Source organism: Pseudomonas sp. R43(2017), from assembly GCF_002112345.1.
Classification (GTDB): Bacteria; Pseudomonadota; Gammaproteobacteria; order Pseudomonadales; family Pseudomonadaceae; genus Aquipseudomonas; species Aquipseudomonas kribbensis.
This window is the reverse complement of the sequence record NZ_NEHJ01000001.1, coordinates 723,232-747,131: the sequence shown is the minus strand read 5'-3', so window position 1 is coordinate 747,131 and position 23,900 is coordinate 723,232. Positions and strand designations below refer to the sequence as shown.

Annotated in this window: 39 protein-coding genes and 2 tRNA genes; 22 read left to right on the top strand and 19 right to left on the bottom strand. The window is 57.8% G+C overall.

Annotated elements, in window-relative coordinates; all coding sequences use genetic code 11:
- On the top strand, positions 1-636 hold the full coding sequence (locus CAG02_RS03365) for a hypothetical protein (protein ID WP_085708323.1): 636 nt from the start codon (positions 1-3) through the stop codon (positions 634-636).
- Between the two features lie 10 nt (positions 637-646).
- Here CAG02_RS03365 and CAG02_RS03360 read toward each other — a convergent pair whose 3' ends face one another.
- A complete protein-coding gene (locus CAG02_RS03360; RefSeq protein ID WP_085708322.1) occupies positions 647-1,570 on the bottom strand; it encodes a DNA cytosine methyltransferase in 924 nt (307 codons plus the stop codon).
- Between the two features lie 46 nt (positions 1,571-1,616).
- Positions 1,617-2,828 (bottom strand): site-specific DNA-methyltransferase, encoded by a 1,212-nt coding sequence (locus CAG02_RS03355; protein WP_085708321.1) that lies wholly within the window; start codon positions 2,826-2,828, stop codon positions 1,617-1,619.
- Positions 2,829-2,901: 73 nt separating this feature from the next.
- Here CAG02_RS03355 and CAG02_RS03350 point away from each other — a divergent pair, with 73 nt between their 5' ends.
- On the top strand, positions 2,902-3,276 hold the full coding sequence (locus CAG02_RS03350; protein WP_085708320.1) for a hypothetical protein: 375 nt from the start codon (positions 2,902-2,904) through the stop codon (positions 3,274-3,276).
- Here the strand turns inward: CAG02_RS03350 and CAG02_RS03345 are convergent.
- From CAG02_RS03345 to CAG02_RS03310, 8 genes are all read right to left on the bottom strand, one after another.
- Positions 3,264-3,575 carry a hypothetical protein gene (locus tag CAG02_RS03345; protein WP_085708319.1) on the bottom strand — a complete coding sequence of 104 codons (312 nt, stop codon included), beginning with the start codon at positions 3,573-3,575 and terminating at the stop codon, positions 3,264-3,266. The two genes, CAG02_RS03350 and CAG02_RS03345, sit on opposite strands and share 13 nt — an antisense overlap.
- Positions 3,576-3,656: 81 nt before the next feature.
- A complete protein-coding gene (locus CAG02_RS03340) occupies positions 3,657-4,121 on the bottom strand; it encodes a hypothetical protein (RefSeq protein ID WP_085708318.1) in 465 nt (154 codons plus the stop codon).
- On the bottom strand, positions 4,118-4,360 hold the full coding sequence (locus tag CAG02_RS03335) for a hypothetical protein (protein ID WP_085708317.1): 243 nt from the start codon (positions 4,358-4,360) through the stop codon (positions 4,118-4,120). Before CAG02_RS03335 ends, CAG02_RS03340 begins: the two co-directional genes overlap by 4 nt.
- Positions 4,357-5,979, bottom strand: a complete 1,623-nt coding sequence (locus CAG02_RS03330; RefSeq protein WP_085708316.1) for a YqaJ viral recombinase family protein — start codon at positions 5,977-5,979, stop codon at positions 4,357-4,359. Before CAG02_RS03330 ends, CAG02_RS03335 begins: the two co-directional genes overlap by 4 nt.
- Positions 5,976-6,782: a phage recombination protein Bet gene (gene bet, locus CAG02_RS03325; protein WP_085708315.1), complete on the bottom strand. Its 807-nt coding sequence runs from the start codon at positions 6,780-6,782 to the stop codon at positions 5,976-5,978. Before bet ends, CAG02_RS03330 begins: the two co-directional genes overlap by 4 nt.
- 290 nt (positions 6,783-7,072) lie before the next feature.
- Entirely contained in the window at positions 7,073-7,267 is a 195-nt protein-coding gene (locus CAG02_RS03320) for a hypothetical protein (RefSeq protein WP_085708314.1), read from the bottom strand.
- Positions 7,264-7,464: a hypothetical protein gene (locus CAG02_RS03315; RefSeq protein WP_371856479.1), complete on the bottom strand. Its 201-nt coding sequence runs from the start codon at positions 7,462-7,464 to the stop codon at positions 7,264-7,266. Before CAG02_RS03315 ends, CAG02_RS03320 begins: the two co-directional genes overlap by 4 nt.
- On the bottom strand, positions 7,452-7,856 hold the full coding sequence (locus tag CAG02_RS03310) for a hypothetical protein (RefSeq protein ID WP_085708312.1): 405 nt from the start codon (positions 7,854-7,856) through the stop codon (positions 7,452-7,454). The genes CAG02_RS03315 and CAG02_RS03310 overlap by 13 nt, the downstream gene beginning before the upstream one ends.
- Positions 7,857-8,054: 198 nt before the next feature.
- Here CAG02_RS03310 and CAG02_RS03305 point away from each other — a divergent pair, with 198 nt between their 5' ends.
- Positions 8,055-8,405, top strand: coding sequence for a hypothetical protein (locus CAG02_RS03305; protein WP_085708311.1), 351 nt, complete (start codon positions 8,055-8,057; stop codon positions 8,403-8,405).
- Between the two features lie 243 nt (positions 8,406-8,648).
- Here CAG02_RS03305 and CAG02_RS03300 read toward each other — a convergent pair whose 3' ends face one another.
- From CAG02_RS03300 to CAG02_RS03265, 8 genes are all read right to left on the bottom strand, one after another.
- The gene (locus CAG02_RS03300; protein WP_085708310.1) at positions 8,649-8,846 is read right to left on the bottom strand and encodes a hypothetical protein; all 198 of its coding nucleotides are present in this window, start codon (positions 8,844-8,846) and stop codon (positions 8,649-8,651) included.
- Positions 8,847-9,340: 494 nt separating this feature from the next.
- Entirely contained in the window at positions 9,341-9,817 is a 477-nt protein-coding gene (locus CAG02_RS03295) for a hemerythrin domain-containing protein (protein WP_085708309.1), read from the bottom strand.
- A gap of 418 nt (positions 9,818-10,235) precedes the next feature.
- Positions 10,236-11,300 (bottom strand): ImmA/IrrE family metallo-endopeptidase, encoded by a 1,065-nt coding sequence (locus CAG02_RS03290; RefSeq protein ID WP_085708308.1) that lies wholly within the window; start codon positions 11,298-11,300, stop codon positions 10,236-10,238.
- The gene (locus tag CAG02_RS03285) at positions 11,297-11,935 is read right to left on the bottom strand and encodes a hypothetical protein (protein WP_085708307.1); all 639 of its coding nucleotides are present in this window, start codon (positions 11,933-11,935) and stop codon (positions 11,297-11,299) included. The genes CAG02_RS03290 and CAG02_RS03285 overlap by 4 nt, the downstream gene beginning before the upstream one ends.
- A 165-nt stretch (positions 11,936-12,100) precedes the next feature.
- Positions 12,101-12,322: a hypothetical protein gene (locus tag CAG02_RS03280; protein ID WP_085708306.1), complete on the bottom strand. Its 222-nt coding sequence runs from the start codon at positions 12,320-12,322 to the stop codon at positions 12,101-12,103.
- The gene (locus CAG02_RS03275; protein WP_085708305.1) at positions 12,319-12,564 is read right to left on the bottom strand and encodes a hypothetical protein; all 246 of its coding nucleotides are present in this window, start codon (positions 12,562-12,564) and stop codon (positions 12,319-12,321) included. Before CAG02_RS03275 ends, CAG02_RS03280 begins: the two co-directional genes overlap by 4 nt.
- A gap of 35 nt (positions 12,565-12,599) precedes the next feature.
- Positions 12,600-12,881 (bottom strand): hypothetical protein, encoded by a 282-nt coding sequence (locus CAG02_RS03270; RefSeq protein WP_085708304.1) that lies wholly within the window; start codon positions 12,879-12,881, stop codon positions 12,600-12,602.
- Positions 12,882-13,063: 182 nt separating this feature from the next.
- A complete protein-coding gene (locus CAG02_RS03265; protein WP_085708303.1) occupies positions 13,064-13,858 on the bottom strand; it encodes a LexA family transcriptional regulator in 795 nt (264 codons plus the stop codon).
- Between the two features lie 109 nt (positions 13,859-13,967).
- Here CAG02_RS03265 and CAG02_RS03260 point away from each other — a divergent pair, with 109 nt between their 5' ends.
- From CAG02_RS03260 to CAG02_RS03175, 18 genes are all read left to right on the top strand, one after another.
- On the top strand, positions 13,968-14,162 hold the full coding sequence (locus CAG02_RS03260; RefSeq protein ID WP_085708302.1) for a Cro/CI family transcriptional regulator: 195 nt from the start codon (positions 13,968-13,970) through the stop codon (positions 14,160-14,162).
- A 284-nt stretch (positions 14,163-14,446) separates the two neighbouring features.
- On the top strand, positions 14,447-14,872 hold the full coding sequence (locus CAG02_RS03255; protein WP_034152712.1) for a phage regulatory CII family protein: 426 nt from the start codon (positions 14,447-14,449) through the stop codon (positions 14,870-14,872).
- A gap of 139 nt (positions 14,873-15,011) precedes the next feature.
- A complete protein-coding gene (locus CAG02_RS03250; RefSeq protein ID WP_085708301.1) occupies positions 15,012-15,806 on the top strand; it encodes a Rha family transcriptional regulator in 795 nt (264 codons plus the stop codon).
- The gene (locus tag CAG02_RS03245; protein ID WP_085708300.1) at positions 15,803-16,222 is read left to right on the top strand and encodes an HNH endonuclease; all 420 of its coding nucleotides are present in this window, start codon (positions 15,803-15,805) and stop codon (positions 16,220-16,222) included. Before CAG02_RS03250 ends, CAG02_RS03245 begins: the two co-directional genes overlap by 4 nt.
- 1 nt (position 16,223) lies before the next feature.
- The gene (locus CAG02_RS03240; RefSeq protein ID WP_085708299.1) at positions 16,224-17,195 is read left to right on the top strand and encodes a phage replication protein; all 972 of its coding nucleotides are present in this window, start codon (positions 16,224-16,226) and stop codon (positions 17,193-17,195) included.
- On the top strand, positions 17,182-17,979 hold the full coding sequence (locus CAG02_RS03235; protein WP_085708298.1) for a hypothetical protein: 798 nt from the start codon (positions 17,182-17,184) through the stop codon (positions 17,977-17,979). The genes CAG02_RS03240 and CAG02_RS03235 overlap by 14 nt, the downstream gene beginning before the upstream one ends.
- Positions 17,976-18,350, top strand: a complete 375-nt coding sequence (locus CAG02_RS03230; protein WP_085708297.1) for a hypothetical protein — start codon at positions 17,976-17,978, stop codon at positions 18,348-18,350. Before CAG02_RS03235 ends, CAG02_RS03230 begins: the two co-directional genes overlap by 4 nt.
- Positions 18,347-18,748, top strand: coding sequence for a recombination protein NinB (locus tag CAG02_RS03225; RefSeq protein ID WP_085708296.1), 402 nt, complete (start codon positions 18,347-18,349; stop codon positions 18,746-18,748). The genes CAG02_RS03230 and CAG02_RS03225 overlap by 4 nt, the downstream gene beginning before the upstream one ends.
- The gene (locus CAG02_RS03220; RefSeq protein WP_085708295.1) at positions 18,748-19,359 is read left to right on the top strand and encodes a recombination protein NinG; all 612 of its coding nucleotides are present in this window, start codon (positions 18,748-18,750) and stop codon (positions 19,357-19,359) included. Before CAG02_RS03225 ends, CAG02_RS03220 begins: the two co-directional genes overlap by 1 nt.
- Positions 19,356-20,051 (top strand): hypothetical protein, encoded by a 696-nt coding sequence (locus tag CAG02_RS03215; protein WP_085708294.1) that lies wholly within the window; start codon positions 19,356-19,358, stop codon positions 20,049-20,051. The genes CAG02_RS03220 and CAG02_RS03215 overlap by 4 nt, the downstream gene beginning before the upstream one ends.
- Positions 20,052-20,172: 121 nt before the next feature.
- Positions 20,173-20,248 (top strand) — tRNA-Thr (locus CAG02_RS03210).
- A gap of 3 nt (positions 20,249-20,251) precedes the next feature.
- A tRNA-Asn gene (locus CAG02_RS03205) sits at positions 20,252-20,327 on the top strand.
- A 256-nt stretch (positions 20,328-20,583) separates the two neighbouring features.
- On the top strand, positions 20,584-21,285 hold the full coding sequence (locus tag CAG02_RS03200) for a DUF1983 domain-containing protein (RefSeq protein ID WP_085708293.1): 702 nt from the start codon (positions 20,584-20,586) through the stop codon (positions 21,283-21,285).
- A 113-nt stretch (positions 21,286-21,398) separates the two neighbouring features.
- Entirely contained in the window at positions 21,399-21,734 is a 336-nt protein-coding gene (locus tag CAG02_RS03195; protein WP_085708292.1) for an MFS transporter, read from the top strand.
- Complete coding sequence (locus CAG02_RS03190) at positions 21,731-22,078, top strand: hypothetical protein (protein WP_085708291.1); 348 nt, start codon at positions 21,731-21,733, stop codon at positions 22,076-22,078. Before CAG02_RS03195 ends, CAG02_RS03190 begins: the two co-directional genes overlap by 4 nt.
- A 53-nt stretch (positions 22,079-22,131) precedes the next feature.
- Positions 22,132-22,347 carry a hypothetical protein gene (locus CAG02_RS03185; RefSeq protein WP_085708290.1) on the top strand — a complete coding sequence of 72 codons (216 nt, stop codon included), beginning with the start codon at positions 22,132-22,134 and terminating at the stop codon, positions 22,345-22,347.
- 80 nt (positions 22,348-22,427) lie between these two features.
- Positions 22,428-22,616 carry a hypothetical protein gene (locus CAG02_RS03180; RefSeq protein WP_085708289.1) on the top strand — a complete coding sequence of 63 codons (189 nt, stop codon included), beginning with the start codon at positions 22,428-22,430 and terminating at the stop codon, positions 22,614-22,616.
- Entirely contained in the window at positions 22,613-22,867 is a 255-nt protein-coding gene (locus tag CAG02_RS03175; RefSeq protein ID WP_085708288.1) for a hypothetical protein, read from the top strand. The genes CAG02_RS03180 and CAG02_RS03175 overlap by 4 nt, the downstream gene beginning before the upstream one ends.
- Positions 22,868-22,898: 31 nt before the next feature.
- Here the strand turns inward: CAG02_RS03175 and CAG02_RS03170 are convergent, their stop codons facing one another.
- Entirely contained in the window at positions 22,899-23,228 is a 330-nt protein-coding gene (locus CAG02_RS03170) for a hypothetical protein (RefSeq protein WP_085708287.1), read from the bottom strand.
- A 71-nt stretch (positions 23,229-23,299) separates the two neighbouring features.
- On the opposite strand from CAG02_RS03170, the gene CAG02_RS03165 reads away from it, so the two are divergent.
- On the top strand, positions 23,300-23,899 hold the full coding sequence (locus tag CAG02_RS03165) for a hypothetical protein (protein ID WP_085708286.1): 600 nt from the start codon (positions 23,300-23,302) through the stop codon (positions 23,897-23,899).
- Position 23,900: the final 1 nt, after the last annotated feature.

The window sequence follows — 23,900 nt, the reverse complement described above, 5'->3', positions numbered from 1 at the left end:
ATGGATCGAGTGATAGTTTTGGGATGTGTTTTACTGGTCGCGTTCGGTGCGATTTTTGGTATTGCGATCAATCTGCAAAGTGGGTCGGGTACGGCGGTAAAGAGCGCTCTGGAGGTTGCGGCGGCAATCTCAACAATTTTTGCTGCAGCGGTTGCGGTACATGCCCTTACTGTATGGAAGTCTGAGTTCAGACACGGCAAGAAATTTGATTCTCTTGCTAGGCTTAAAGCCGCTGTAGATGGCTTGGGAATAGCCCCAAAGTTTATGCGCTATTCCATGATGCATGGACTGCATAGGACCCGGCGGAATGCTACAGAGTCTGATTTTTTAAATGACACATTAAAGGCATCACGCGAAGAGTGGAGTGCTGCAGATCGTGAATGTTCAGCAGCAATAGATGAGTGCGAGCTTTTCGTCGATGAGGCGAAGTTTCGGGAGCTAACTCTCCTCACGACTGAGCTATTTGGGTTGGTGATGAACTACAAAGATGAAATGTTAGACTTGGCATTTCAAGATGAGAAAGTAGATGAGCCATTAATTCGCGAGAATTTCACAAAAGTTGAACGTGAATGCATATCTCTTCTTGAGAAACTCCGTGATTTAGTTAAAGAATTGCGCTCTGGATTTCGTAACTAAGAAATTTGAACTACGCGGCTGCTTCCAATGCTTCAATGATTCGCTGCCCAGCAAGCGGGGGCACCGCGTTGCCGGCCATGTGCATGGTCAGGCGGTGGTTATCCGGGCGCTTGGTAGTGGCAGGGAACGACATGGCTGCGAGCGCCTCATCCGCCGATAGCATTCGCATCTCGTCACCGCGAACCAGTGCCCACCGGTCTAGCGTAGTGATGGTTCCGATTGGGCGGTTGATGTCCCGGCCGGTGAGCCCGGAGCCTTTGCCGTAGTAGGGCATGATGAACTGGTCACCGAAGCGCTCCCGGCCATTTCTGACCCGGTCCAACGTGGCTTGCGCGCGCCCTGGCTTCTCGATTGGTGACCAGCGACCGGCGTCGAACTCAAGGAAGCTGGCGGCTGGAACGTGCTGGCGGCGGTGCAGTTCAAGCATCAGTGGCGACTTACTGCGCGTGCAGACCAGGAACAGCCGGACGCGGTGCTGAGGCACGCCGAGGTCTGCGCAATCCACAACATGGGGCGCGATCATGTAGCCCAGCGCGGCCATGGCCTGAGACCAGGCTGGATAAAGCGCCCAATCGGTGAACTCTTCGACGTTCTCGACCAGAACCACTTCGGGGCGATGGAACTCGGCGGCGGAAACCACGGCCCACGCGGTTGACCGCGAGGCATCGTGCTGAGCGTTGCCTGACTTCTTGCCTCGCGCTTTCGAGTGGCCCTGGCAGCAAGGTGAGGCCAACATGATGTCGTGGGCCGGGACTTTTGACCAATCCGCCTGGTGCAAGTCCTGGCAGACATGAATCGCTTCTGGGTGGTTGGCGCTGTGCCATTCGACGGCGACCGGCCAGTGGTTGGCCGCCCAGATAACTTCGATGCCTGCGTCACGGGCACCGGTTGACCATCCGCCGAGTCCGGCGAACAAATCGATTGCAGTGGGCATGTGCGTCCTATGCCGGGGCATGCCCGGGCGGTGGAGGGTGGTGAGGTCAGGCGGTGCCGAACAAATCGAGCTGATCGGATTCTGCTTGCTGGTCTTGCTGGCGGGTTATTTCGTGTTCGATTCGCGCTCGGGCAATCGCTGCGTACTGCTCGTCGATCTCGCAGCCGATGAACTGAAAGCCTTCGCGCATTGCTGCTTTGCCGGTGCTGCCGCTGCCCATGAATGGATCGAGCGCCACGCCGCCGGCCGGGGTCACCAGGCGCAGCAGATAGGCCATCAGGTCGGTCGGCTTGACCGTTGGGTGGTTGTTTCCCTTCGTCTCCGTGATTTCGACCTTGCGCAGCGTGGTTCCTTTTTGGAACTGGGGGCCAGGGTTCAGCAGGCCTTCGTGGCGGTCCGTGCGGCTGGTCTTCGCGCAGTAGAAAAAGCGGGCGGCGCTCCCGCTGTCAAGCCGGCGTGCCCCGGGCTTCATCTGAAATCCGACGACACCTGAGTTCGCGCTGTCTGCGCTCGCCTCGGCACCCCGACCGCGCTTCATGTTTCCGTAGCAGTTCTGCCCGGCCCGCTGCGTATCGCTGGTGCTGGCGGCTGCGAGTTGCCCGGGCGCATCGGGGAATGCGGCGATGACATCCGGGCTCCCGTCGTGAATCAGGTTTGCCGGCCACCGGCCGAGATCAGAAGCCTCCGAGGTGCGAGGCAGCGTTCCTGACTTGCCTCCGACGTAGTTCCCGCCGCGCATATCAACTGTTGTCAGTCTGCTCCAGTTCTTCGCCAGGGCCTCGGCGTCGATGGCGCGCACGCGGCACCCGTCAATGTTCAAAGCGCCCGTGCCGTGGGTTTTGACGTTTGCAGCGACGGTCCCGGCGAACGGCTTGCGCGCGACGGTAATTGGCTCCAGAGCCGGCTTCAGTGCCGTACCCCAGCCTTCGTGCTCGCCTTCGAGGTTGTGCGACTTCGGGAATCCCGATCCATACACCCAGGCGATCATGTCGCGGATCTCAAACCCGGCATCCTCAATGCGCGCTGCCATCCGGTGCTGAGTGCGGGTGCCGGCGAACGCCAGAAGGTGGCCGCCCGGCTTGAGTACACGCAGGCATTCCGCCCAAACCTCAACCGTCGGCACGTCGTAATCCCACTTTTTGCCCATGAAGGACAGGCCGTAGGGTGGGTCTGTCACAACGCTGTCGACGCTGTTGTCTGGAAGGGTGCGCATCATTTCAATGCAATCGCCGACCAAGATCTGGTGAGAAGGTGGCATAGGGGATCCTCGCCGGCTGGCGTGATTCGTAGAAGTGGGGTATTTGTGTTGCTCAATCTGAGCGAGAGACTGTATGGAAACCGCCGAGCCATGCCCTTATGAAGCAGCAGTGATCAAGGCGAGGACGCCATTTATCGTCTACGCCTTGCTTGCGATCGCTGCTCCCATTGTCGCGATTGCACTTTGCTACGGGCTGGACAAGCCCAGCATGTGGATCGCAAGGAGCGGGGCGATAATGTCGGGCCTCTCATTTTTGGCAGGACTGAAAGCCAGGGACATGGCGGACGTCTTCAACGATGAATCGTTCGCGGGGAATTCATTCGGAATCGCGAGAGGCAAGTACGGCCCGCAGATCGCTCGGTTCGTTAAGCTATCGACCTCGCTGGTGGTTATCGGAACTCTCGTCTGGGGGTTCGGTGACGAGCTTCCGATCGGCTACTCGTCCTGACCAACTCGAAGTGCTTCGCGGTCGTGGGCGATCTTCAGCTTGCGCGACACGTATTCTGGTATCACGTATTCGTGCCGCGGCGGCGTGAGCAGGGGAAGGGCGCCGCCCGGCCCAAGGCCGTGCAGGTGGTGAATCATCAGGGTGATCGCCTCGCCCGGTTCCTCGATGCCGCTCCACGCCATTAGTTCAGCAAGGGCTTGGCGCGTAGCGAGCAGGGTGTGGAACCGAACCTCTACTTCGCCGCGGCTCTTCCTCTTCGCCGCGGCTTTCTCTGAGCGCTCCGCGTTGCTCTTGGCCATGGCCTACCTCTTCAATTCCGCTGGCCGGCAAGTCCAGCCAGGTCTGGCGGCGGCGCGTGGCCGCCCGGTTTGTGATTCGTCTCACGCTGCGACCTTCACCTGATGCCAGGCGCCGGCGGCGTAGAACAGCTTTGCGGCCTGTGCCTCTTCCAGCGTGATCTCGGCCGGGATGGCGATCCAGCCCGATGCAAGAATGTGGTTCGGGTTGCAGCCGTTACGCAGCTCCAGGTAGTAATGCTCGATCGCATCAGTCAAGCGCTCGACCTTGTACATACCCTGCGGCGAAATCTCCGTGGACTTCAGGTACTCGGTGCCCAGCTCGTCGCGGCACATCGCGGCGATGTAGATGGTCCAGTGGTAGGAGAAGTCGAACAGGGCGTTGGCGATCGCCAGACTGCGGATCTGCCGGCAGTTCTTCCAGTTCACCATGATCTGGCTGCCGCTCGGATCGATGTTCACCACCGCGACGTGGTTGGTGCTGAGCAGCGCCCGGCAACTGCGCTCGGCCCGGGCGAAACCGTTGTTGGGTTTGCGTTTCGATTTCATAGCGAGTCCGCCATCTTACGCAGCGCCTTGCGGTCGGCGGCCGATATCGGCTTCGGGCGCCGCTTGAGGACCGTTTCAGGGTCGATTTTTTTCGAGCGCGGAGGTTTTGGTTTCATCCGGACGGTTGGCAGCTCCTGATAGTTGGCGCCGGGACGCGCCCAGAAATCTGCAACCGCCGCGGAGATCTCATCCGACTCTGCCTGTTTGGCCAGAACCGCGTTGAGGTTGAGACTGATCATGCTGCCACCTTCACCAGCCTCACGCCGGCCATGCTGAATTTGGCGCCTTGAGCGGCCACCAGAGCATCAAGCTTTTCCCAATCCACGGTCAGCACCGAAATTGGGGCCTGGCCAACAGCGACGGCATGGATCAATGCTTCCAGATCGAACACTTCTGCCTGCAGGTTCACCGGCGTCGCGGTTGCAGCTGATGGTTTCGAGGCGGGCTGAACCGGCGCCGCAGCTTTCATCGGTGCCGGGCTGGCAATCGGTGTCTCTTCGACCGGAGCCTTGGCCTTTGCCTCAGCTTCGATTCGCTGCAGCTCCTGCTGGCGGATCTCCTCCCGCTGCGCTTCGGCTTTCTGCTCCTCGGCCTTCTGATGCTCAGAGATGCGCACCTTGATCAACGCGACCAGGTCGTCGTTCGCCTTCATCACCAGTTGCTGAATATCGTTGAACAGGAAAGCGTAATCGGCGGCCAGTTCGGCGAGGCTGCGCAGGTTCAGCCGAATGCCGTCGGCGGTCTGGCTGGCGGCGATTTTCGCCCGGGCCAGCTCGGTATCCACGGCGTCCTGTAGGCTTGCAATCGTGCGCTTGTTCTTCATGACCCCAGCGAAGTCAGCTTCCACCGCGGGAAGAATGACTCGGCCCAGAGTCTTGTTGATGGCTGCAACGTGATCAGCCAACGAGTTCTCGGCCTTCTGCTTGATGTTGGCCTTCACCAGCAGCTCCTGAGCCTTCACCAGCTTGTCGACCTTGAGGCGCGTTTCGCGGGCGTGCCCGCTGATGCGATCCAGCGAAGCAAACAGCTCATCAATGGTTTGGGTCTGCGATAGTGCTTGCTTTTTGGCCGTGGCCACCGCGCTTTCGACGTCGCCGCACCATTTCACTGCCTTCTTGGCGTCGGCGAAGTCCTGGTCTGTAACAAGCTCGGTTTTTACCGAGTCGATTACCGCCAGCGCCGATTCCTCGAACACTTTCAGGTTGCTCGCGGTAACCATGCCGGTCAGCTCGATCCGCAGCGCTGGCAGCTCGTCCGGGGCCTTTCCGACGACTATCGAAGGCGCCTCGGCCATTTCGAAGTTGGCCAGATCGGCCTCGAACTGTTTCCAGCCTTCAACAAGCTGCGCGGCGCGGCCGGCAACAGGTCGGTATTCCATGTGTACGAAGTTTTCGGCGGTGCCGTCGGAGCAAACGAAAATCACACGCTCGGCGCCGCTCACCAGCAGTTGCTGCTCGAGCTGCCAGTAGTAGTGCGGATCAAGATTTTCCGCACGCACCTGGGCAGCCAACGATTCATTCCAGAGCTTGTGCTCGAACAGGGTCTCGCCGAGCATCGTCGCGCCGTCCATGGAGGCCAGCAGGTTGCCGTCGGTGCCGACCACGGGATAAAGCTCTTCGCCGATCATTACTTCAACCAGCGGCCGGGCCAGCGCTTCAGTGGCATGTCCTTTATCGAAGATGTACTGCTGAGACTGGGTGACTTCCGGTGCAATGCCGGTTTTCTTCATTGTCAGCAGTTCGGAACGGGTTTGGTACTTCGAGGCGCCCATCATCGCTGGCGCCTCGGAGGCGGTGAAGTGCTGGGCACGGAGTGCGTGCCACTCGGCGGAGCCTTGAGCTACGTTGTGAATTTTCATGCTGCGTCTCCGTCGATGGCTTTGAGGTTATGGATGGTTTCGATCTGGTCGTCGCGTAACGTGTATTTGCTGCTCACGTTGACGATGATGTGTTCCGGATTGGTTCTGCCTGCGTCGATGAGCGGCCGCCACTTTTCGATGTTTTCCGTAAGAAGATCATCGGGGTAGGGTGGAAGGGCTTCTGGCTCAGGTTCTGGCTGCCGTTGCGGACTCACATCACGCGGCGCCTCATCGAAGATTTTTCCTTCCATCTCGTCAGCAGTCGGCGCCGATCCAACCTCGGGGAAGGCCTTGCGCAAGGCCTGAGCCTCGGCGCATTTGGCGAGCTGCGCGAAGGCGCGGCGTTTCCACATGGAGTTCGGGGCAATGGTGTCCTTGCTGGCCGTGGCGTAGTTTTCAAGCCACCGCTCATTGGCAGTGAACTCAGCGACAAGGCCGTTCGACATCTGGCGTTTCACTGTCACCCGGCACCACTCCGGATACGTGACATCGACGCCGCCCAGCTTGGCGGTGATCGGTGGCCCGTATTCAGGGTCGCTGATTCCAGCGTATTGCCCGGTGCGCGCAGCCTGAATGCGATACAGGCCAATGCCTGGCATCACGGTGTCCTGCATCTTTTTCGCTTTGGCGTTCCAGATCGGCACGATGTGCACGGGCTTCAGCATTGGGTCCAGGTGCGCGGCCTGGCAGTACGCCAGAACCATCACCACCGAGTTCTTTTCCGCGCCCGGATAGAGGCTGCTGCTCAGCACTTCAACGAGTGCGGCCTCCGACATCACGGGAAGCTGGTCGTCCTGCTTCATTACTGCGCTCACGGGAGATCCTTGCCGCGCCCAGCGCAGCGATTGAATGCTTGGTTTATTGAGTGATGCGGTCAGCGAGGGCGCTGAGCAGCATCAGGAAGGTGAAGACGCCGATGGCGGAGAATGATCCGCGCCGGATCAGAATGCGGCGGGCCAGCTGCCGGGAGTTCACCGGAACACCCGGTAGGTGGTTGGCTGCGGTACTTGGCACACACCAGAGTCACTGGTGATGACTTTGTAAGCGCCTGCACTGGCAACAAGGATGACGACGAGCGCCCAGTAGAAGAGATTCATGACCGTACCCTCGCGGCGATGCGGCCGCCTTTCATGGTCACCGACAAGCGCTGCGGCAGATCCTGCACCAGATCTTCGCGTTTGCGGCCGATCACCTCGTTGAAGGGCAAGCCGAAGCCGAGGATGGCGATCTTGCGTTCGATGTCGGCCAGTTGCTCATCAACCAGCGTTGTCACGATTGGCGTGGTCATGCAGCCTCCTTGCGGCGCTGACAGGCGTCACGCAGCCGCTCGCAGTAGTGGTTGAATTCGGCGATGGTGATGGCGCCGCCGGTGAAGAGGCTGGTGATCAGCTGCTGCACCAACAGACCTGTTTCTTCATGGGCGAAGCTGGCGTTAACGCCATCAAGTGCTTTGTCGATCAAGATGTGCGGGCTCAAAACCCACACTCCTGCTCGACGCGATCGCTTTCGCGCTTTGCATCTCGGTACTCGTTGGCGTGCACGGCGACCAGGTCGCTGGCCAACGCTCGAACGATCAGCGGGTCACCGCCGACGGCTTCGACGGCCCAGGTGTGCAAGATCCCACCGTCGCCGCGCCGGACCAGCTCAATCAAGATTTTCTCGATGTACCGGTCTGGATCTGGGTTCGCAGCCATGTGATCCGCAAGCGCTTCCGGCAGGTGATCAGCGTTGACCAAGACCTTGCTTCTGCCCACCGGATTCGGCGCTTCGATATGGCGCCGGCACAGCAGATCGTCGACCGACTCGGCCAGCCATTCCTGACCAGCCTCCGTATCGAGAAAGTCGTCTTCCGGGATGAGCTTGCGTAGAGCTGACATGGTCGTCTCCAAGGGGGCGGGGTGTTGATTCAACAAAACTCGGATGCACTCATCCGCTCCGCTGGTTGCCGTTGGGCGCGGAGGGGAGTGCATTCGGGTGGTGTTGGAGGAGGGGGCGGCTAAGTTGCTCAAGGAACCAGCGAGCTTGGCCGATATGTCTTCGCATTAATGCCAAATGCTTGAGATCTGGAGATCTAAATGTTCCTAAGTAAAGTTCGCACTGGTATGGCCCTCGCAATGGTTTCCTTCGCCTATGCCGTTCCAGCTTCGGCCGTCAGTGACGCTGTCACGGATCACAACACTGCGGTTGTAGCTGTCGCATCCACCCAGGCTTGCGCAAAAAAGCATCCAGAAGCAGGCATCACTTTAGAAAAATTTCTGACAGAGCAGAAAGCGGACATATCAGACGATATGGCGAAACATATTCGTGAGGTTGCTACGAACCCTATGTACGAAATGGAGGTAAAGCAGTCGATTGAATTCTTCAATTCCAAAGGCGGCCAGAGTTTGCTGGACAGCGTCTGCGGTGGATTCATTACTGCGAAGTAATTGTCTCGCTTGTTCACTTTGCAGTGATTCATACCTGATGCATGTTGGCGGCTATAGACCGCAGTTTCCTCCGCATCAGGGTGCGATCTGGCCGGGGCTCAACCGGCATTCGGCGGAAGGGGTAGCCCTGTAGGCGACCGGTTGGCACACCCGCTGCCCGAGGCTTGGCCTCAGATCACACCCCGATGCGCTCTCATAGAGAGGATCGGGTAGTTAACGACAGGCTTTCGTGGCGCTGGTTGTTCAAGCAGTCTCAGCCTCGCAGCACTCTGTGTAATGCGCCATTGCGATCGGCATGTGGTAGCTGTCCAGAGGCCATTTGCTGACATTGCAGCCTTGTCCGGCCGGGCAATGAAAGACGAACAGCTCACCTTTGTCCTTATCCATTTCCATGCTCACCTGTGCACCGCTGGTGAAGGTGTCCTTGATGATCGTGGTCATGCTGTGTTCCTCCGGTTGATTTCCCGTCTGGCCCTGTCGCCAAGGCCAGCCAGTGAAATCTGTTTTCCATTCCATGCGCGGCGCCTCGGTTTCCCCACCTGGCCGGCGTCACACATTTCGTGTTCGGTGTTCTTCGCCGGTTGGCTTGCATGGTTTGGCGTACTCCCATATGGGGAGTACGGCAGGTTCCAGAGCCTGCATGGGGATCGAAGTTTGTGTTTCGCGCTATGCCCGTTTCCGGGGATCGATCCGCGAAGATTCCTGACTGTTAAAGAGCGGCGGGTCTCTTGAGGCCCTTCGCAGTGGTTGTGTGTCGCTGCGATGGATGAACAATACCTCCGGTATTTTATGTGGTCAATACCGCCGGTCATGTATTTTTAAAAGACAATAGAAAGCCCGCTCAGTGGCGGGCTACGGATTCAGATCGGGGAGGGAAGAAACAAGAAGCCCGGCAATGGGCCGGGCTCCAAGGTCAACGTTTGGCTGAGTTCACTTCAGGCCGCCATGTCGCCGTTAGCTAGACTTTTTTTCAGCGAAGTTTTCATTACTTCCATTTGCTGACCCAGCTCATCGAGTTTCGCCTTGCCCAGCAGCTTTTTGGCCATGGGAAACATTTCAGTTTCCTCTTCCTCGATATGATGCTCCAGCAACTCTTTGACGACTTTCACCCGGCCGGCGAACTCTGGAGTTGAAGGGTCAGTGCTTTTCAGATCGGGCAACACCAGGGAATCCACGGTGCGGTGCTCTTCCTTAGCCTCGTAGTACATCTCGTCCTGCTCTTTACCGCCAGCTTCTTTGAAAGCGGGGTAGAGGATTTGCTCCTCGAGCTGCGTGTGGATGGTGATCTCCATCTCCAGCTTATCGAGCAGGTCGACGCGCTTTTTCAACGCGCGATCGGTGGACTCGCTCAGTTGGCTCAGGATGCCTTTTACTTTTTCGTGGTCGGCTTTGAGAAGGTCAATAGCGTTCATTTTTGTATGCCTCAACTATCACAGGTTTTCGTCAGCAGCTCTCCGGCTGCGGTTCACGTTCTCCCAGTAGTAAGGGCATCTTCTGTGCCAAAGGCCCGACAGCAAAAGACTCAATAATTTCAATCACCTCGAAGAGCTGATGGCGAGGTGAGGGCATGCAGTCTGCACGGATGCCTGGCTAACCTCCTTGCAGAACACATAATCGCGAACAAAAAAAGCCCGCCAAGGGGGAGGCGGGCTATCAAGTCATGAGGAATTCTAAGCATAGCCGCCGTGAAAGTTTTTGCATGCGATTCATGGACTGCTGCGCCATTCCTCCATCTCCGAAAGTGGGTGTACCCACTAGAGGGGGTTGAGTGACGCAATTGGGAGGGAAGGGCGGAACGAAAAAGCCCGGCGCTGGGCCGGGCTGGAGCGCTTATTTTACGATGCTAAGGCGTGGTTTTTGCTTGAAATTATACAAATTGCCAAAGTCTTCAGGCACCAATCCAAGGATGTTCATTAGATCTTCAAGCGAGTACCCCAAATCATCCAAGTGTAGCTCCAAGATTTCTGAAGTCAGATGAGTCTTCTCATGCGGAAAATCCAGTTCGGCGGGCTCTCTCAGTCGATAACCGAGGCCGCCAATTTGTCTCCACATATAATCACTCTGGGACTTTGTAATTGCGCCGATCGTGCCCGCCCGATAGAGCAAGGCGCCCATAGATACTCTCCATACAGGTTTCAGCGCGGCCAGCGACTGGATGCTGATATTCTTCAACTGGTAGAAAATATCTTTTTCTGGCATCAGTAATGCGGCTGCGAATTTGTTCGCCTCGTCCTCCATTGTAGGGCTGGGTTGACGATGCATCACTAAATGTCCGAGCTCATGAGCAAGTGAAAATCTCATTCTATCTGCGGATTGGTTTTTGCTCAGAAAAATACAAGGTGGCATCCCATTAATGGCAAGGGTTACACCGTCAATCTTTCCAGCAGGGAAATCGCAAACAAATATCAAAACGCCGGCACGCTCCACGAAATCGGCGAGATTTTTGATCGGTCCGTCAGGGATCATCCACGACCTTCTGACCAAGAACGCAATCTCATCGGTATCGCCATTGTACTGGTCGATGTCTAGATAAGGGAGCTCATAATCCTTTGCGAGCTCGACGGATTTAAGAAGTTTTCTGTAGTGCATGACGCGGAGATTCATTTCAGCCTGGATGGCATCAAGCGTCTTCTGCGGGACAGTAGCCTTTTTGCGATAAGCATGAACGCTAACCGGCAGCCCATACACCCGATCCTGATTAAAAAAATACTCTCTAGGAAATGAAAGTCCCTTGCAGAAAGCTTCTACCATCTCCTCGGCAGGCTCCATCAATCCATTTTCAATTTTTGATAGATAGCCTTGTGTGATATTCATGGATTTGGATAGAGCGCTTTGGCTGAAACCGCGAAACTGCCGGGCCAGCTGAAGCATCTCAGGGTTAAATGTGTTGGTCATGACGACGGCCGGGATGGTTTGAATTCAGTAGGTTTAACTGGTGCCAGCTCTTTCTTGACAATTGCTCGGCGCCTTTTCGCGGGCTGGGCTGTCTGCGTATCCTTTGATGGCACTGCGGGCAATCCGACCGGGATGGCTTCAACAGTTGCAATTGGTCGCTCATAGATTGGATGAGACCAAACTACCGACTCCCCATCCCTGCGGACCATGCGGACCTGAAAAATCTCGGTTTCAAGTTTGTTGAGGATGTAAATGATTTCGGTCTTTACAGCCTCTGGAATCCCCAGAACCTGCTGTTCCGGGTCATGGAAGGCAAGAGCCATAGGTGTCGGGTAATTGCTGCTAAACCCCTTTTCGTCGCCTTTTTTGAAGCGAAAGGCTAATTGCTGACCAATCATGAAAATACAGGTGTTTCCAGCTCTGTTGACGTGGATGCCAGGAAGCGGGTCAAGCGCCTCTTCGAGAGCGCCAACGGTATAGTCCCAAACAACGTTCGCCCGAGTTCTGTTATAGAACTGAGCTCGATTTGGCACCTCAAGCCATTGCTTCCAGCCTTTGAGTACGGCTTCCGCGATGACCTGTTCGTAGGGTTTGATCAGATTGCTGATTTGGGAGTCGGATAAGTGGGCGCTCATGCGGGGATTCTCTCTAAGGCTTGAGAGAATCATAGAGCAACTACAAAAACTCAGTCAAATTATTCCAAAAAATATTCCTCGGGGCGAGTACTTGCTTTGTTTACTTGATCCCCCTGTACCTTGCGGGACCACGCATGCCGCAAAGCTTTTCCCGCTTTTCCATCTTCATACCGGTTGTGCACCGTAGAAATGGTTGAGCAGTACCAGCTCCACTACCGCCACAAAAACGCACAGCACGAGAAAGCCAGGACTGAAAACACGCTTACGGCCTGGCGAGCCTTCACCCATCCAGCTCGCGCCCGACTCGCTGGCGGTCAGCACCAAGAAAGCTAACCAAACAAGGGCCCAGACCTTGCCCCAAAAACCTAGGCTTCTCCACGACTTCATCCGTGCCTTTCCGTGTCCCGGGTTATTCTGCCGGTCTTCACCTCTTCAGCATAACCCGCCAGCTTGTCCTCCGCTTCTTGGAACCCGGCAGCAATCCTCAGCAGCTCTTTGGCATCGCCTTCCTGCCCAGCTTCGGACAGTCGTACGGCAGCCTGCATCAGATCTATGCCTGACCATTTGAGAAGGGCAGCAGCCTCTTTCAGATCACGGCGCAGCTGCTGGTTGGGTTTAGTGAGGGCCATGACTATTCCTGGGATTTCCGGCTGGCGAGCAAGAGTTATCGTCGAGGGCAGCCTATTTTGAAAGATCGAATGGACAGCGCTTCGTTCCTAGCGTCTTTCTCATCTTGATTTTTCATTGAGAATGTACCGTCTTGATAGCTCTTGGCCATGGCGCTGTTGTTTCTATCTATCTCGCTGTAAATGTGAGCGCACTCAGCGGACTTTGCTTCGGCAGTAGCCGGTGGCGGTGCGTTTTCGACATCGAGTACATATTGAGACTTTTGATAGGCGCATCCAGCCAATATGGATAGCGAAAGCATCGCGATGATGTTTTTCATGAAACCTCCGTGTCATTTTCTGTGAATCTGTTGCCCTACACAGCGGCAGCTTGAGGCGCGCCGCGAAAGATTTGCGGTTTTAGATGGGACGAGCCATTGGCGTGCTGAATCCTTGGCCACCATACTCGTCACATCGCGCTTATAGCCATGGTTGGGCTTGGTGGGGGGGGGCATAGGGCCTCCTACAGCATTCCGCCCCGCCACACGACGCGCCCGATGATACGAACTTCGTTTATTTCGCCATCCCGCAAAATCTCGTCGCCGTAGCGCGCCTTATCCGAATTGTCGCTCCGGATGATCCAACCCTCGATATCCGACTTCACTAGGCGCTTCACGATTGTGCCCTTGGTGGTGCTCTGCATGGCGAAGATCTGGCCGTCTTTCGGTTCGATCTTCGACTCATCCACTAGAAGCACGTCGCCGTCGTTGATGGTCGGCTCCATGCTGTGGCCGTTCGCGTAGATCACATCGAGATGACGCTGGTTGAGATTGTTGGCGCGCAGCCAGGAAGATTTGAACGCCATGACGCCGCGAATTTCGACGTGGGTATTGTCTTCGCCGGTGCCGGCCGATCCCTGGGCTGTGAGCTGCAGGACACCTGTGTAGCTCGGGTCGTCCTTCAGCTCGAAACCTCTCGGAGGGATGCGGGTATCAATCGCATGATCAGATGCCATAGGACGTCGGTCCGGGAGGGCAGATGTCATTTTCTCGATTTGAGCCGAAAGGGTTGGGCTGATATCAGATACCGGCACCTGCAGCGCCCTAGCAAAAACTACCGCCGCGTTCACGCTCAGCGCCGTTCGGCCATTCATAAAATGACTCACAGCGCCTTGGGTTACCCCATCTCCTAGCTCGGATGCGAGTTTTTCTTGGGTGAGCTTCAGCTCCCCACGTTTCGCTTGAAATATGGATTTCAAGCGCGCGCTGTCTTGCAGCTGCCATTCGGATAGCGGAAGCCGTCGGGAGTCTTTTTTCATGCGGTGATCTTATTACCCACGGTATTAACGATGCCAATATCGGCGGTATTGACTCGGCACAATACCGCCGGTCATACTTGCGACGAGCAACCATATTGAGGACGTCGCCATGCGCCGTATCCCACTTTCTGAATTCGCCAAAGAGCACGGCCACACCAAGGCTGCGCAAATGCTTGGTTGCACCCAGGGTGCGCTGAGCAAGGCAATCCGCGTCGGGCGAGACGTATCGGTGACTCTTGAGGACGACGGAAGTCTCTCAGCGCTGGAGCAGCGCCCTTTTCCGTCGCAAAAGAGCGCTGCTTAACCATGCCTTGCCCTGAGTCAGAGCGCTGCCCGCTCAAATCCACTCAAGGCATGTCGATCGAGTTTGACTCTCGACTGATTAGCCAAGGATTCAAACGCGGGCCAAAGCCTGAGCTGAGAAGACAAGGGCAGGGTGGAGGCAAGAGCACCCGCAAAACAACAAAGGGCGGCTATTTCGCCTTGCAGTTCTGATGAGTCGGTCACGGATACGTCCTTGATCATTCGATAAGCAAATGATCGCGCCGCTGGTGGCGCAAAGCCACGTAACAGTTTTCGAGGTGTGACATGCAGGAGTTGATGAAGGCGATCTACGACGTGGTTGACGACCACGGCACCAAGAAAATCGCCGAAGGCGCGGACTTCAAATCGCGGACGCTGCTTTCCCAGAAGGCGAATCCGGACTACGACACCCACCGCATGAACGTGGAAGAGCTGCACCGGATCATGAAGTTCACCCAGGACTTCCGTCCGCTCAAAGCTTGGGCGGAGGCGTTCGGTTTCGACCTGGTTCCGAAGGAAAAGCCGGAAGGCATCAATCTCAATGCCGCACTTCTGCGGCTACACGCCGATCTTGCCGACGTTACCCGGCTTGCGTTCGACGCACAGGCTGATGGACGCGTCTGCTCGGTCGAGAAAACGAGCCTGCTTAAGGAAGCTGAGGAAGTGATCGTCAGCCTGGAAGTTTTCAAGCAGTCGGTAAAAGCCGCCTGAAAGATTTCGCATGCTGAAACTCAAGAAGCTCAGAAATGGGTCACTCGCTTCCCACTATTACAGGAGATGACCCCAGCTGACAGGCACAAAAAAGCCGACGGTCGAGGTCGGCTGATTCGTAAACTAGAGAGGCCCGATTATGCAGAGCCAACCCAATTCAAGCAATACCTCCAACAGTGTCGCGACACGTTTTTCGAATTCTGAAAACGTGTCGCGTACCACCATGTCTTCTCAAGAGATCGCCGAACTGGTCAGCGCTCGCCACGATAGCGTGAAGCGCACGATCGAGCGCTTGGCGGAAAAGGGTGTAATTCAACTTCCACCATTGGTGGAAGTTAAAAATCACCTCAAACAAACAGTCGAGCAATACCGGATCTGCAAGCGCGACAGCTTCGTCGTGGTTGCCCAGCTCAGCCCGGAGTTCACCGCCGCACTGGTGGATCGTTGGCAGGAGCTGGAAGGGCAGATCGCCCAACCACGCGAGCTGTCCCGAATGGATCTGATTCAGCTCGCCTTTGAGGCTGAGCAGCAACGCCTGCAGCTGACGATCCAGGTCGAAGCCCAGGCCTCCAAAATCCACTCCATGGAGAACCTGTTCAAGGAAGGGATGACCCATACCCAATTCTGCAAGGGCCTCAATGGGGTCAACGTCATGCAGGTGGGGAAATACCTCGAGGGCCGGAGCTGGCTCTACAACGAGAGCAAATCCGGCCTGCGCTTCCGTGTGGCGTCCTACGCCCGCGACAAGTACATGACCGAGCACCAGCACGAAGTCACTCCCCACGGCAAAGAGCCGTTCGTTTCCTTCACGCCAGTCCTGCTCAAGAAAGGCGCCGCGCGCCTGTACGACCTGTACCTGGCTGGCAAGCTGCCCATGAAGAAGACCTGGGACGGACTGTTCACCCACGACAAAGCACTGCGCGGTGCAGCATGAGCATGGTTCCAGCTATCTCCTGCCCAGTTTGCGGCGACTCCAGCCAGGAAGCTCGTAACGCCATGTACTGCTATTCGCTTGAAGTTCCTGGCGCCGCCGTGTGCGGAGAGTGCGCAGAGCGGATTGCAAACGCCTTCAATAAGCGGCACGGCGGAGTCTGGCTGACTTGGCCGAACGAGCCAGCACCCAAGCCAAAAAAGGCAGTAATCGGCCAGTCCCTCAAGACTCAAGTATTCGAGCGCGACCTGTATCGCTGCTTGCGCTGCGGTGAGCACCGGAATCTGCGCGCGGATCATGTGTATCCAGAGAGTTTGGGCGGCGAGGCAACTTTAGAAAACCTCCAGACCCTCTGCGCCAGTTGCAATAGCTGGAAAGGCGTGAAGGTCATTGATTTTCGCAAGCTGGCGGGAGCCTGACATGCAGTTCACCGTTACGATCAATCAGGTGAAGGCGCTGGAATGGGGGTTGAATTCGCAACAGGCCCTGCTTTTTGCCTTCGTCTACGGCTGCCCCAGTTGGACCAGGCCAATCAAAACCGACGACGGGATCTTCTTCGCGCTGAGCAAGGCCAAGATCACTGAGGAGCTGCCGCTGCTCACTGACAAGCCGGACACTGCCTATCGCATGCTGAAGGCCCTGGAAGAAGCTGGTTTGATTGAGCTTTCCAGCACTTCGAATATCACGCTGTTTCGCCTGACTGCGAAGGCCATCGAGTGGAACCAGAAGCTCGATGGGTCGGAAAAATATCCGACCCCGCCAGCAAGCAAAGGTCGGAAAAAAATCCGATCTACCTCGGAGAAAAATCCGAGCAAGGTCGGAGAAAAATCCGAGGAAGGGTCGGATAAATCTCCGACAAATCAGGATACCAATCATCAGGATACCAATCAGGAAACCAGTCAGGACTTGCAGAGCGGCTCCGGCAAGCCGGCCCGCAACCTGGTGCTGGTGGTTGATCGCACCGACGCTCCACGGGTTGAGATTCCCGCTGACATGCCGGGACCGAAAGACCAGTCCTGCAAAACCTTCAAGGTCTGGGCGAACTACGCCATGGCCTACCGCAAACGCTACAGCACTTGGCCGGTGTGGAACGCCAAGGTCGGCGGCCAGCTCGGCCAGCTGGTCGACCGGCTCGGCGCCGATGTTGCCCATCACGTCGCCGCTCATTACCTGAAGACCAGCGACGCCGGCGTCCTGCGCAAGTGCCACAGCCTCAACGAGCTGCTGGCGAATGCCGAGAGCTACCACACCCAGTGGGTAACCGGTCAGCGCATCAACGGAACCACCGCCCGCCAGATGGAGCGTACCGAGGCAAACGTCTCCGCCGCCGAGCAGGCCGCGCAAATGGTCTTGGCCAAGCGCCAAGGGGGAGAGCGCAATGAGTACCTTTGAAATGAACGATCAGCAGGTTGCCGGGCTCGCTGCAGCGATCTGCGCCACCGCCGAGGCCATGGGTCAGGAAATGAACCCAGGCACCGCGGCGATGATGGCTGAAGACCTCTGCGCATATTCGGTGCCGACCGTGAAGGCTGCCCTAAAGGCCTGCCGCTTCGAGGTGAAGGGCAAGCTGGCGATGGCCGACATTCTCCAACGGGTACAGGCCGCTGACGGGCGCCCGGGCAAGGACGAGGCATGGGCGATCGCAATGACCACGAACGACGAGTTCGAAACCGTGGTGCTGACCGACGAAATCCAGCTTGCGCTGGCCGCTGCAAAGCCTGTCCTCGACGCCGGCGACAAGGTCGGCGCCCGGATGGCGTTCAACAGCGCCTACGAACGGCTGGTGGGACAGGCCCGAGAAGACAACAAGAATGTGAACTGGCATGTCTCTGTCGGCTTCGACGCCAACCGCCGCACACAGGCGATCACCAAGGCCGTGCAAATGCAGCGCATCCCACAGGAGCGCGCCCAGCAGTACCTGGCCGACTTGAGTGTCGCGCCGGTCACTGAAGACGGTAGGGCTGTCGTTGCGCTGCTCACCGGCGAAGTTGCGAGGCCTACGCCAAAACTGCGCGAAAAGCTCGCTGCGGTGAAGAACTCGATGCTCGCCATGCGCAAAGCCTCGTCGGAGAAAAAAACAGAACTGCGAATTCTGGCAGCCAACGAGCTGGCCGATCGCCGGGCACTGCTCATTCAGCAGGCCGAACAATTGAAAGCAAGGAGTGCGGCTCAATGACCGATACCAATGAACAGAAAAAGCAGGCTGAGGCCGGCTTTAAAAACTTCCACCGCAGCCTCTGCGAGCGATTCGGCTACTACCACGACGAGCTCGACTGGCAGCGTGACCAGGTGTCGCTGGAAGAACACATCGCCACGCAGTTCAGCCACGTCAACGCGGAGAATGCTGCGCTGCGCGGGCAGGTTGAGGCATTGCAGCGCGCTGCCGGCCAGCTCCAGGAGCAGGTCGAGGCGCTGCGGGAGGATGCTGCGCGATATCGCCGCATGCGAGCTGCAGCCCTGAAGCAAGATGACGTGCTCGCAGACGAATTCGACACCGAGTTCGACATCCAGCTCGGTGCAGCCCTGGCCGAGGCGGTGCAGCCATGAATCCCGAATACACGATCCGCGATCAGCGAGACATCAACCGCCTTGCCGGCGTCTTGCACGCCATTGATCTGACCAAACCGAAGGTGGTGGTAATCCGAGACGAGAAACGCCCGGACGTCTGCAACCGGAAGATGTGGGCAATGCTCAAGGACGTTTCCGAGCAAGTGATCTGGCACGGCAAGAAGCTCACCAGCGAGGACTGGAAGTGCCTTTTCAGTGCCTCGCTGGAGAAGCAGCGCGCGGAGCCCGGCCTCGACGGCGGTTTTGTGGTGATGGCCGTGTCCACCCGCAAGCAGTCCCAAAAGTGGTTCAGCGATCTGTTCGAGCTGATGCACGCCTTCGGCGCCGAGCATGGCGTGCGCTGGACTGAGCAGGACAAATGGGGAGGGCGCTATTGATGCGCGTAGCCATCAAGGAAAAGAAGGCGCCCAAGCCGAAGAAGTGCCGCGTTGCCTCCTGCGGGGCCTCATTCGTCCCTCAGCGTTTGGGTCAGGCAGTGTGCAGTCCAGCCTGCGCGCTGAAAGACGCGCCCCGGAATGAGCAGAAGGCGAAGAAGGCCATCGACCAGCGTGATCGACGTGAAATCAAAGTCCGCAAAGAGAAATTGAAGACCAGGGCTGACCACCTTCGCGAAGCTCAGGCCGCCGTGAACGAGTACGTCCGTCTGCGTGACGCGCATCTGCCGTGCATCAGCTGCGACTCGATGCCGAACGACCACGACCTCATGACAGGCAGCCGCTGGGACGCTGGCCACTACCGATCTGTCGGTGCCTGCCCGGAGCTGCGGTTCGAGCCGCTGAACATCCACCGGCAGTGCGTGAAGTGCAACCGCAACCTGTCCGGCAATGCGGTCGAGTACCGGATCCGGTTGGTGCAGCGCATCGGCGCCGACAAGGTGGCCTGGATCGAAGGGCCTCATGAGCCCCGCAAGTACACCGTCGAAGAAATCAAAACCATCAAGGCCGAATACCGGGCCAAGACCCGCGAACTTAAGAGGGCTGTAGCATGATCTATCCAGGCGTTCTGAACGCAGTTGTCTCCGCCCTCGCGGCTGAGGCCATCGACAACACCAGCAAACAGGCATGGCAGAAGCTGTACAACTCTGCCGACGAAGAGGAGGGCGGCGATCTGGCGACACTGGTTCGTTCCCGTGGCGCTGACACCATCGACCGCACGCAGGTGGACTGCTGGGTGTCTGCCCGGCTGCACAGTGCGCTCGAGCCAAAGCACTGGGACGCGCTGGTGGCGAAGTACAGCACCCACAAGGGACGAAAGGTGCAGGCCATCTCTGCTTTGCAGACTCTCATCAACACCCCAGCCCCGAAGCTGTTCCTGTTCAAGGCGACCACTGCCTGGGCTATCCCGCAGCTGAAGGGGGCGCGGCCGAAGGTGGCCACGTCTGTATCCGTCGAGATCCCGCTCGATGCACCGGAGTGGCGTCGCGAAGCAGTGGTGAAGGCGGCTCTAGCGGCAGGCCAGGCCAAGGCGAAGAGAGACGAGTCCCGATCGGCCGACATGATCGTGCTGAAGGACAGCTTCTACGACATGAACACCTGGGACAACGACGGCACCCCGGAGTCGACTCGACGCCGGTGGCGGAAGGATATCGGCAAGGCTGCTGACGTCTTGGTCGACGAGGCTCTGGCGCATGCCGCCGATATTCTGGAGGCGGAAGGTTTGCTGATTGAACAGGCTGCGTGATTGCCTGTTGACATCAGTGAGCGGATGAGCGAAATTAATCCCATCCTGTCATTCCTGCGCGTATCGAGGAGTGACAACAGAAACCCGGCCACCGTGCCGGGTTTTTTATTGCCTGAAATTCGCCGCCATAGCTCCAGTGGTAGAGCAGTCGCCTTGTAAGCGAATGGCCCGGGGTTCGAATCCTCGTGGCGGCACCACATTGGCATGTAGCTCAGTCGGTAGAGCAGGCGGCTGTTAACCGCCCGGTCGGAGGTTCGAGTCCTCCCATGCCAGCCAGCAACACTGTAGCCAGGACAGCCTTCGGGAAGGCCTGGACGTCGATAGCCGGATAGTGCGACGTACGGAATCAACGCCGGCAGCCCGTGCACCCTGACCTCAAACTTGCTTTCGGGGTGGCGCGAGACTGGATCAGCGAGATCGATGCAAGGGGGCGTCGACGCTGGGATAGTCTTTGGCAGACAGCTCGGAAAGACGAGCGCACCTATTCAGGGCCTCTGCATTCGCAGGGGCTTTTTCGTTTCTGGAGCATTCGATGCAAAGCCACGACTATGTGCCGGGTGTCTCCGGCTGGAAGTTAAACAAGCAAACCGGCGAGTTCGAAATCAATTCCTGCACCATCGGCAGCGCGAGCAAAGCGCCCGAGCGCCAGCTGGTATCGGTAGAGGTCGCAAGCTACAGCAAGTACGACCTGCCCAAGAGCGCCGCCAACCTGCTCCAGTTCATGCAGGCCGAGCTGCAGAAGGTGCCGGAGGAATACCGGCACGCGGCGGAGTTTGAGGAGTTCAATGCGAGCTACGGCGATGACTCGTTCAGCCCGCGCCTGTTCCTCAGTTACTCGCGCCTTGAAACGGAAGAGGAGTTGGCTGATCGCCTACGGAGGGCGGAGAGCGCCGGCATCCACATCAAGAGCGATGGCGGCGTGACAACCTTCACTCACGACGGGGTGCTTCGGATCCGTATCGGCAACCTCGATGCTTCAGAACCGGAACATGGCACTGCTGATCAGCCTGCGAAGCCTTTTGTCGTTGTAAATGGGACGACCTACCTGAACGAGGCGTTCATCAAAGACGGTTCGGTGGACAGCAAGATCGCCAGTAATTGGTCGGTGAAGATGCAGGTCACCGCTAACGGACAATATGTCGCGGCCGGTATCGGCTTAAGCCTGGCCGCTCAGGTCAAAGATGTTATCCGCACCGAGCTCAGGCCTGGCGGTCTACTTCACCGTTCCCGCTAATTCACGACCCGTCATCGTGCGGGTCTTTTCGTTTTCGGCTCCCCACACCCATTGCTCCGAGCTGGGAGTGCAGAGGGGCCGACCTATTCACATGCACCCACGGAGTCGAGCGCATGGAGTTATTACAGCGCCTGCTCGACAAGATCGACAGGTTTGAATTGCTGATCGCAGGACTGGTCGGCGCTGTCGTCGCAAGCTGGTGGCATAAGGACGATCTGGCCGACTGGCGCGCCTGGATGATCTTCCTGATCACCGGCATCGCTTGTTCGCTGTACCTGACGAGCATGGTCAGCACCTACCTGGGCGTGACGGAGCCGAAGATCGTCGCCGGAATCGGTTTTCTGCTCGGCACCTTCGGCGGATCGCTGCTCGCGGCCATCAACCGAGCCATCAAAGCCGCTGACCTCTGGGCGCTCATTCGCCAGCGGTTCGGGGGAGGCAACCCATGAATCTTGAAGTGACCAATTCTATCGCTTGCGGCTTGATTGCCTTGTGGGCGACCTGGTGTGTTCTGAGCGGTCGAGTGCGGGACGGTGTCATCGGCAAGCTGATCTATTCGGCGATCGCCATCAGCGGGTTCGTCGTGATGAGCCGGGAGCAGACCATCTTCATGATGGGCCCGACCACGGCCGGCATCACGTTGCACGTCTCCCTGGCCCTGGCCGGCATGCGCCACATCTTCATGGTCATCTGGTGGCAGCGGGTGAAAGCCTGGCTGTGCCGGACGCTGAACTGTGAACACTGCCTGCGCTGTGACAAGGCGCCAGGCGGAATCGACCGGCGGGCCAAGTAAGGCTCGCCACTAAACTAACGCGCCGAACGATGGCGCACAGAAAGGGAATTCCCATGAACATCAACACAACCCAGATCCACTACAACGACATCAAGCTGAACCTGTCTATCGAAGACCTGAAGGCCGCGCTGGTTGCCAAGTACGGCGATGCGGCTTCGCAGATTCAGGGGCAGGAAGTTGCCCTTATGAGCACCAACTACAACCAGTTCTATCCGGAGGCGGGTTTGACCCTCAACTTTGCCCAGCCGCTGGAAGGTCATAACGGCTGATTGCCGGAAAACCGAAAGGCTATTCAGGTCGCGACACGTCTGTCGAATCGGCGAGTTGTGTCGCGGCACTGGAGCAAAACATGACCGCAGACATCCACGACATTGCTGATCAGCGCCCGCACCTGACGGTAGCGGCTGATCGTGGTGTCCACGTGATTCCTTGTGAACTGGTGCGCTCAGTGATCGCCGGCAACGAGCCATCGGCCATCCTGACCGAGCCGGTTCTTCGCCGGATCATTGAAGAGTGGTTCCAGAGGGTAACTGCATGACCGCGAAGCTAGTTGAGTTCAAGCGGGAGGACTGGCGCGACGCCGCCAAGACCCTGCGCAAGATCGCTGATGACCTTGATGCTGGTGTGCATCCGGAATGCACGGTAGGCGCGCTGACCCTCATGGGGCCGAAAGGCGAAGTGACGGTGTTCGGACTCGGGCCGAAGTGCGACGACTTGCAGTGCCTGGGCGCGATGCGCCTTGGTGAGCAGAAGCTGATTGATGTGTTGCTGGATGGCGGGGAAGGGTAGGTGTGCCGCAGGTGGTGCGGCACGAAGGGATTCAGTTTCTGTAGGGCTCGACCGTTTGACGCGAAGCAGGGAACCAAAGCCACTCGCCATCTTGCAATGGGGTGTGGAAATTCCGCTTCACCTCAAACACAAGGTCAGTGCCATTGCTGCCAGTCACCGAAATGATGTGAGCCGAATACCAGCCGTTGAATGGTTCCGTCTTCAGGCCCAGCCATCCAGCTCGCTTAACAATGCCGCCTGAGCCATCGGCACCGGTGTAGAGAGAGCGTTCGCCCGGATTGAAGTGGAACGGCACCGCAGAAAGCTTCACATGGCTATCTGATCCTTGATCAACATCAATTTCCGCTGTTTCGAATTCCATCCTACGGCTCCTTCGTTGAGTGATCCTCACCAATACCGGCAAGCCGCCACTATTTCAAGTAAAGGGTTCCTATGACAACCAAGCAACCCGACTGGGAGGCGATCGAACGAGCCTACCGGGCCGGTTCGCTTTCCATCAGAACAATCGCTGAGCGACACGGCGTGAGCGACACCGCGATCAGAAAGAAGGCCAAGGCCCTTGGATGGGCGAGAGACCTTTCTGACCAGGTGCGGAAAGAGGTTCGCAGCAAGCTGGTTCGCGGAGAGGTTCGCAACGACCAAGGCGCGAACTGCGAACTCGACGCCGAGATCATCGAAGAGGCCGCAGAGGAAGGCGCCCGGGTGGTTCGCAGCCATCGGCGCGACATTCGCAAGGCGACGATCCTCGCGAACCTGCTGATGGATGATCTGATGACCACCATCCAGCGCCGCGAAGAGATCGAAGACGCGATCGAGGATGAGACCTCAGAAGACAACAACGGCATGCGCCGGGCATCGATGCTCGCCGCCGTGGCGTTGCCCAGCAATTCCAAAACACTGTTCCAGCTTTCTTCTGCAATGAAGAACCTGCAGGTTCTGGAGCGTCAGGCATTTGGCCTGGACGAGAAGGAGAAGACGGACGACGCCGACGAACTCTCGAAGATGATGGACGAACTATCGAAGGACGCCTGAC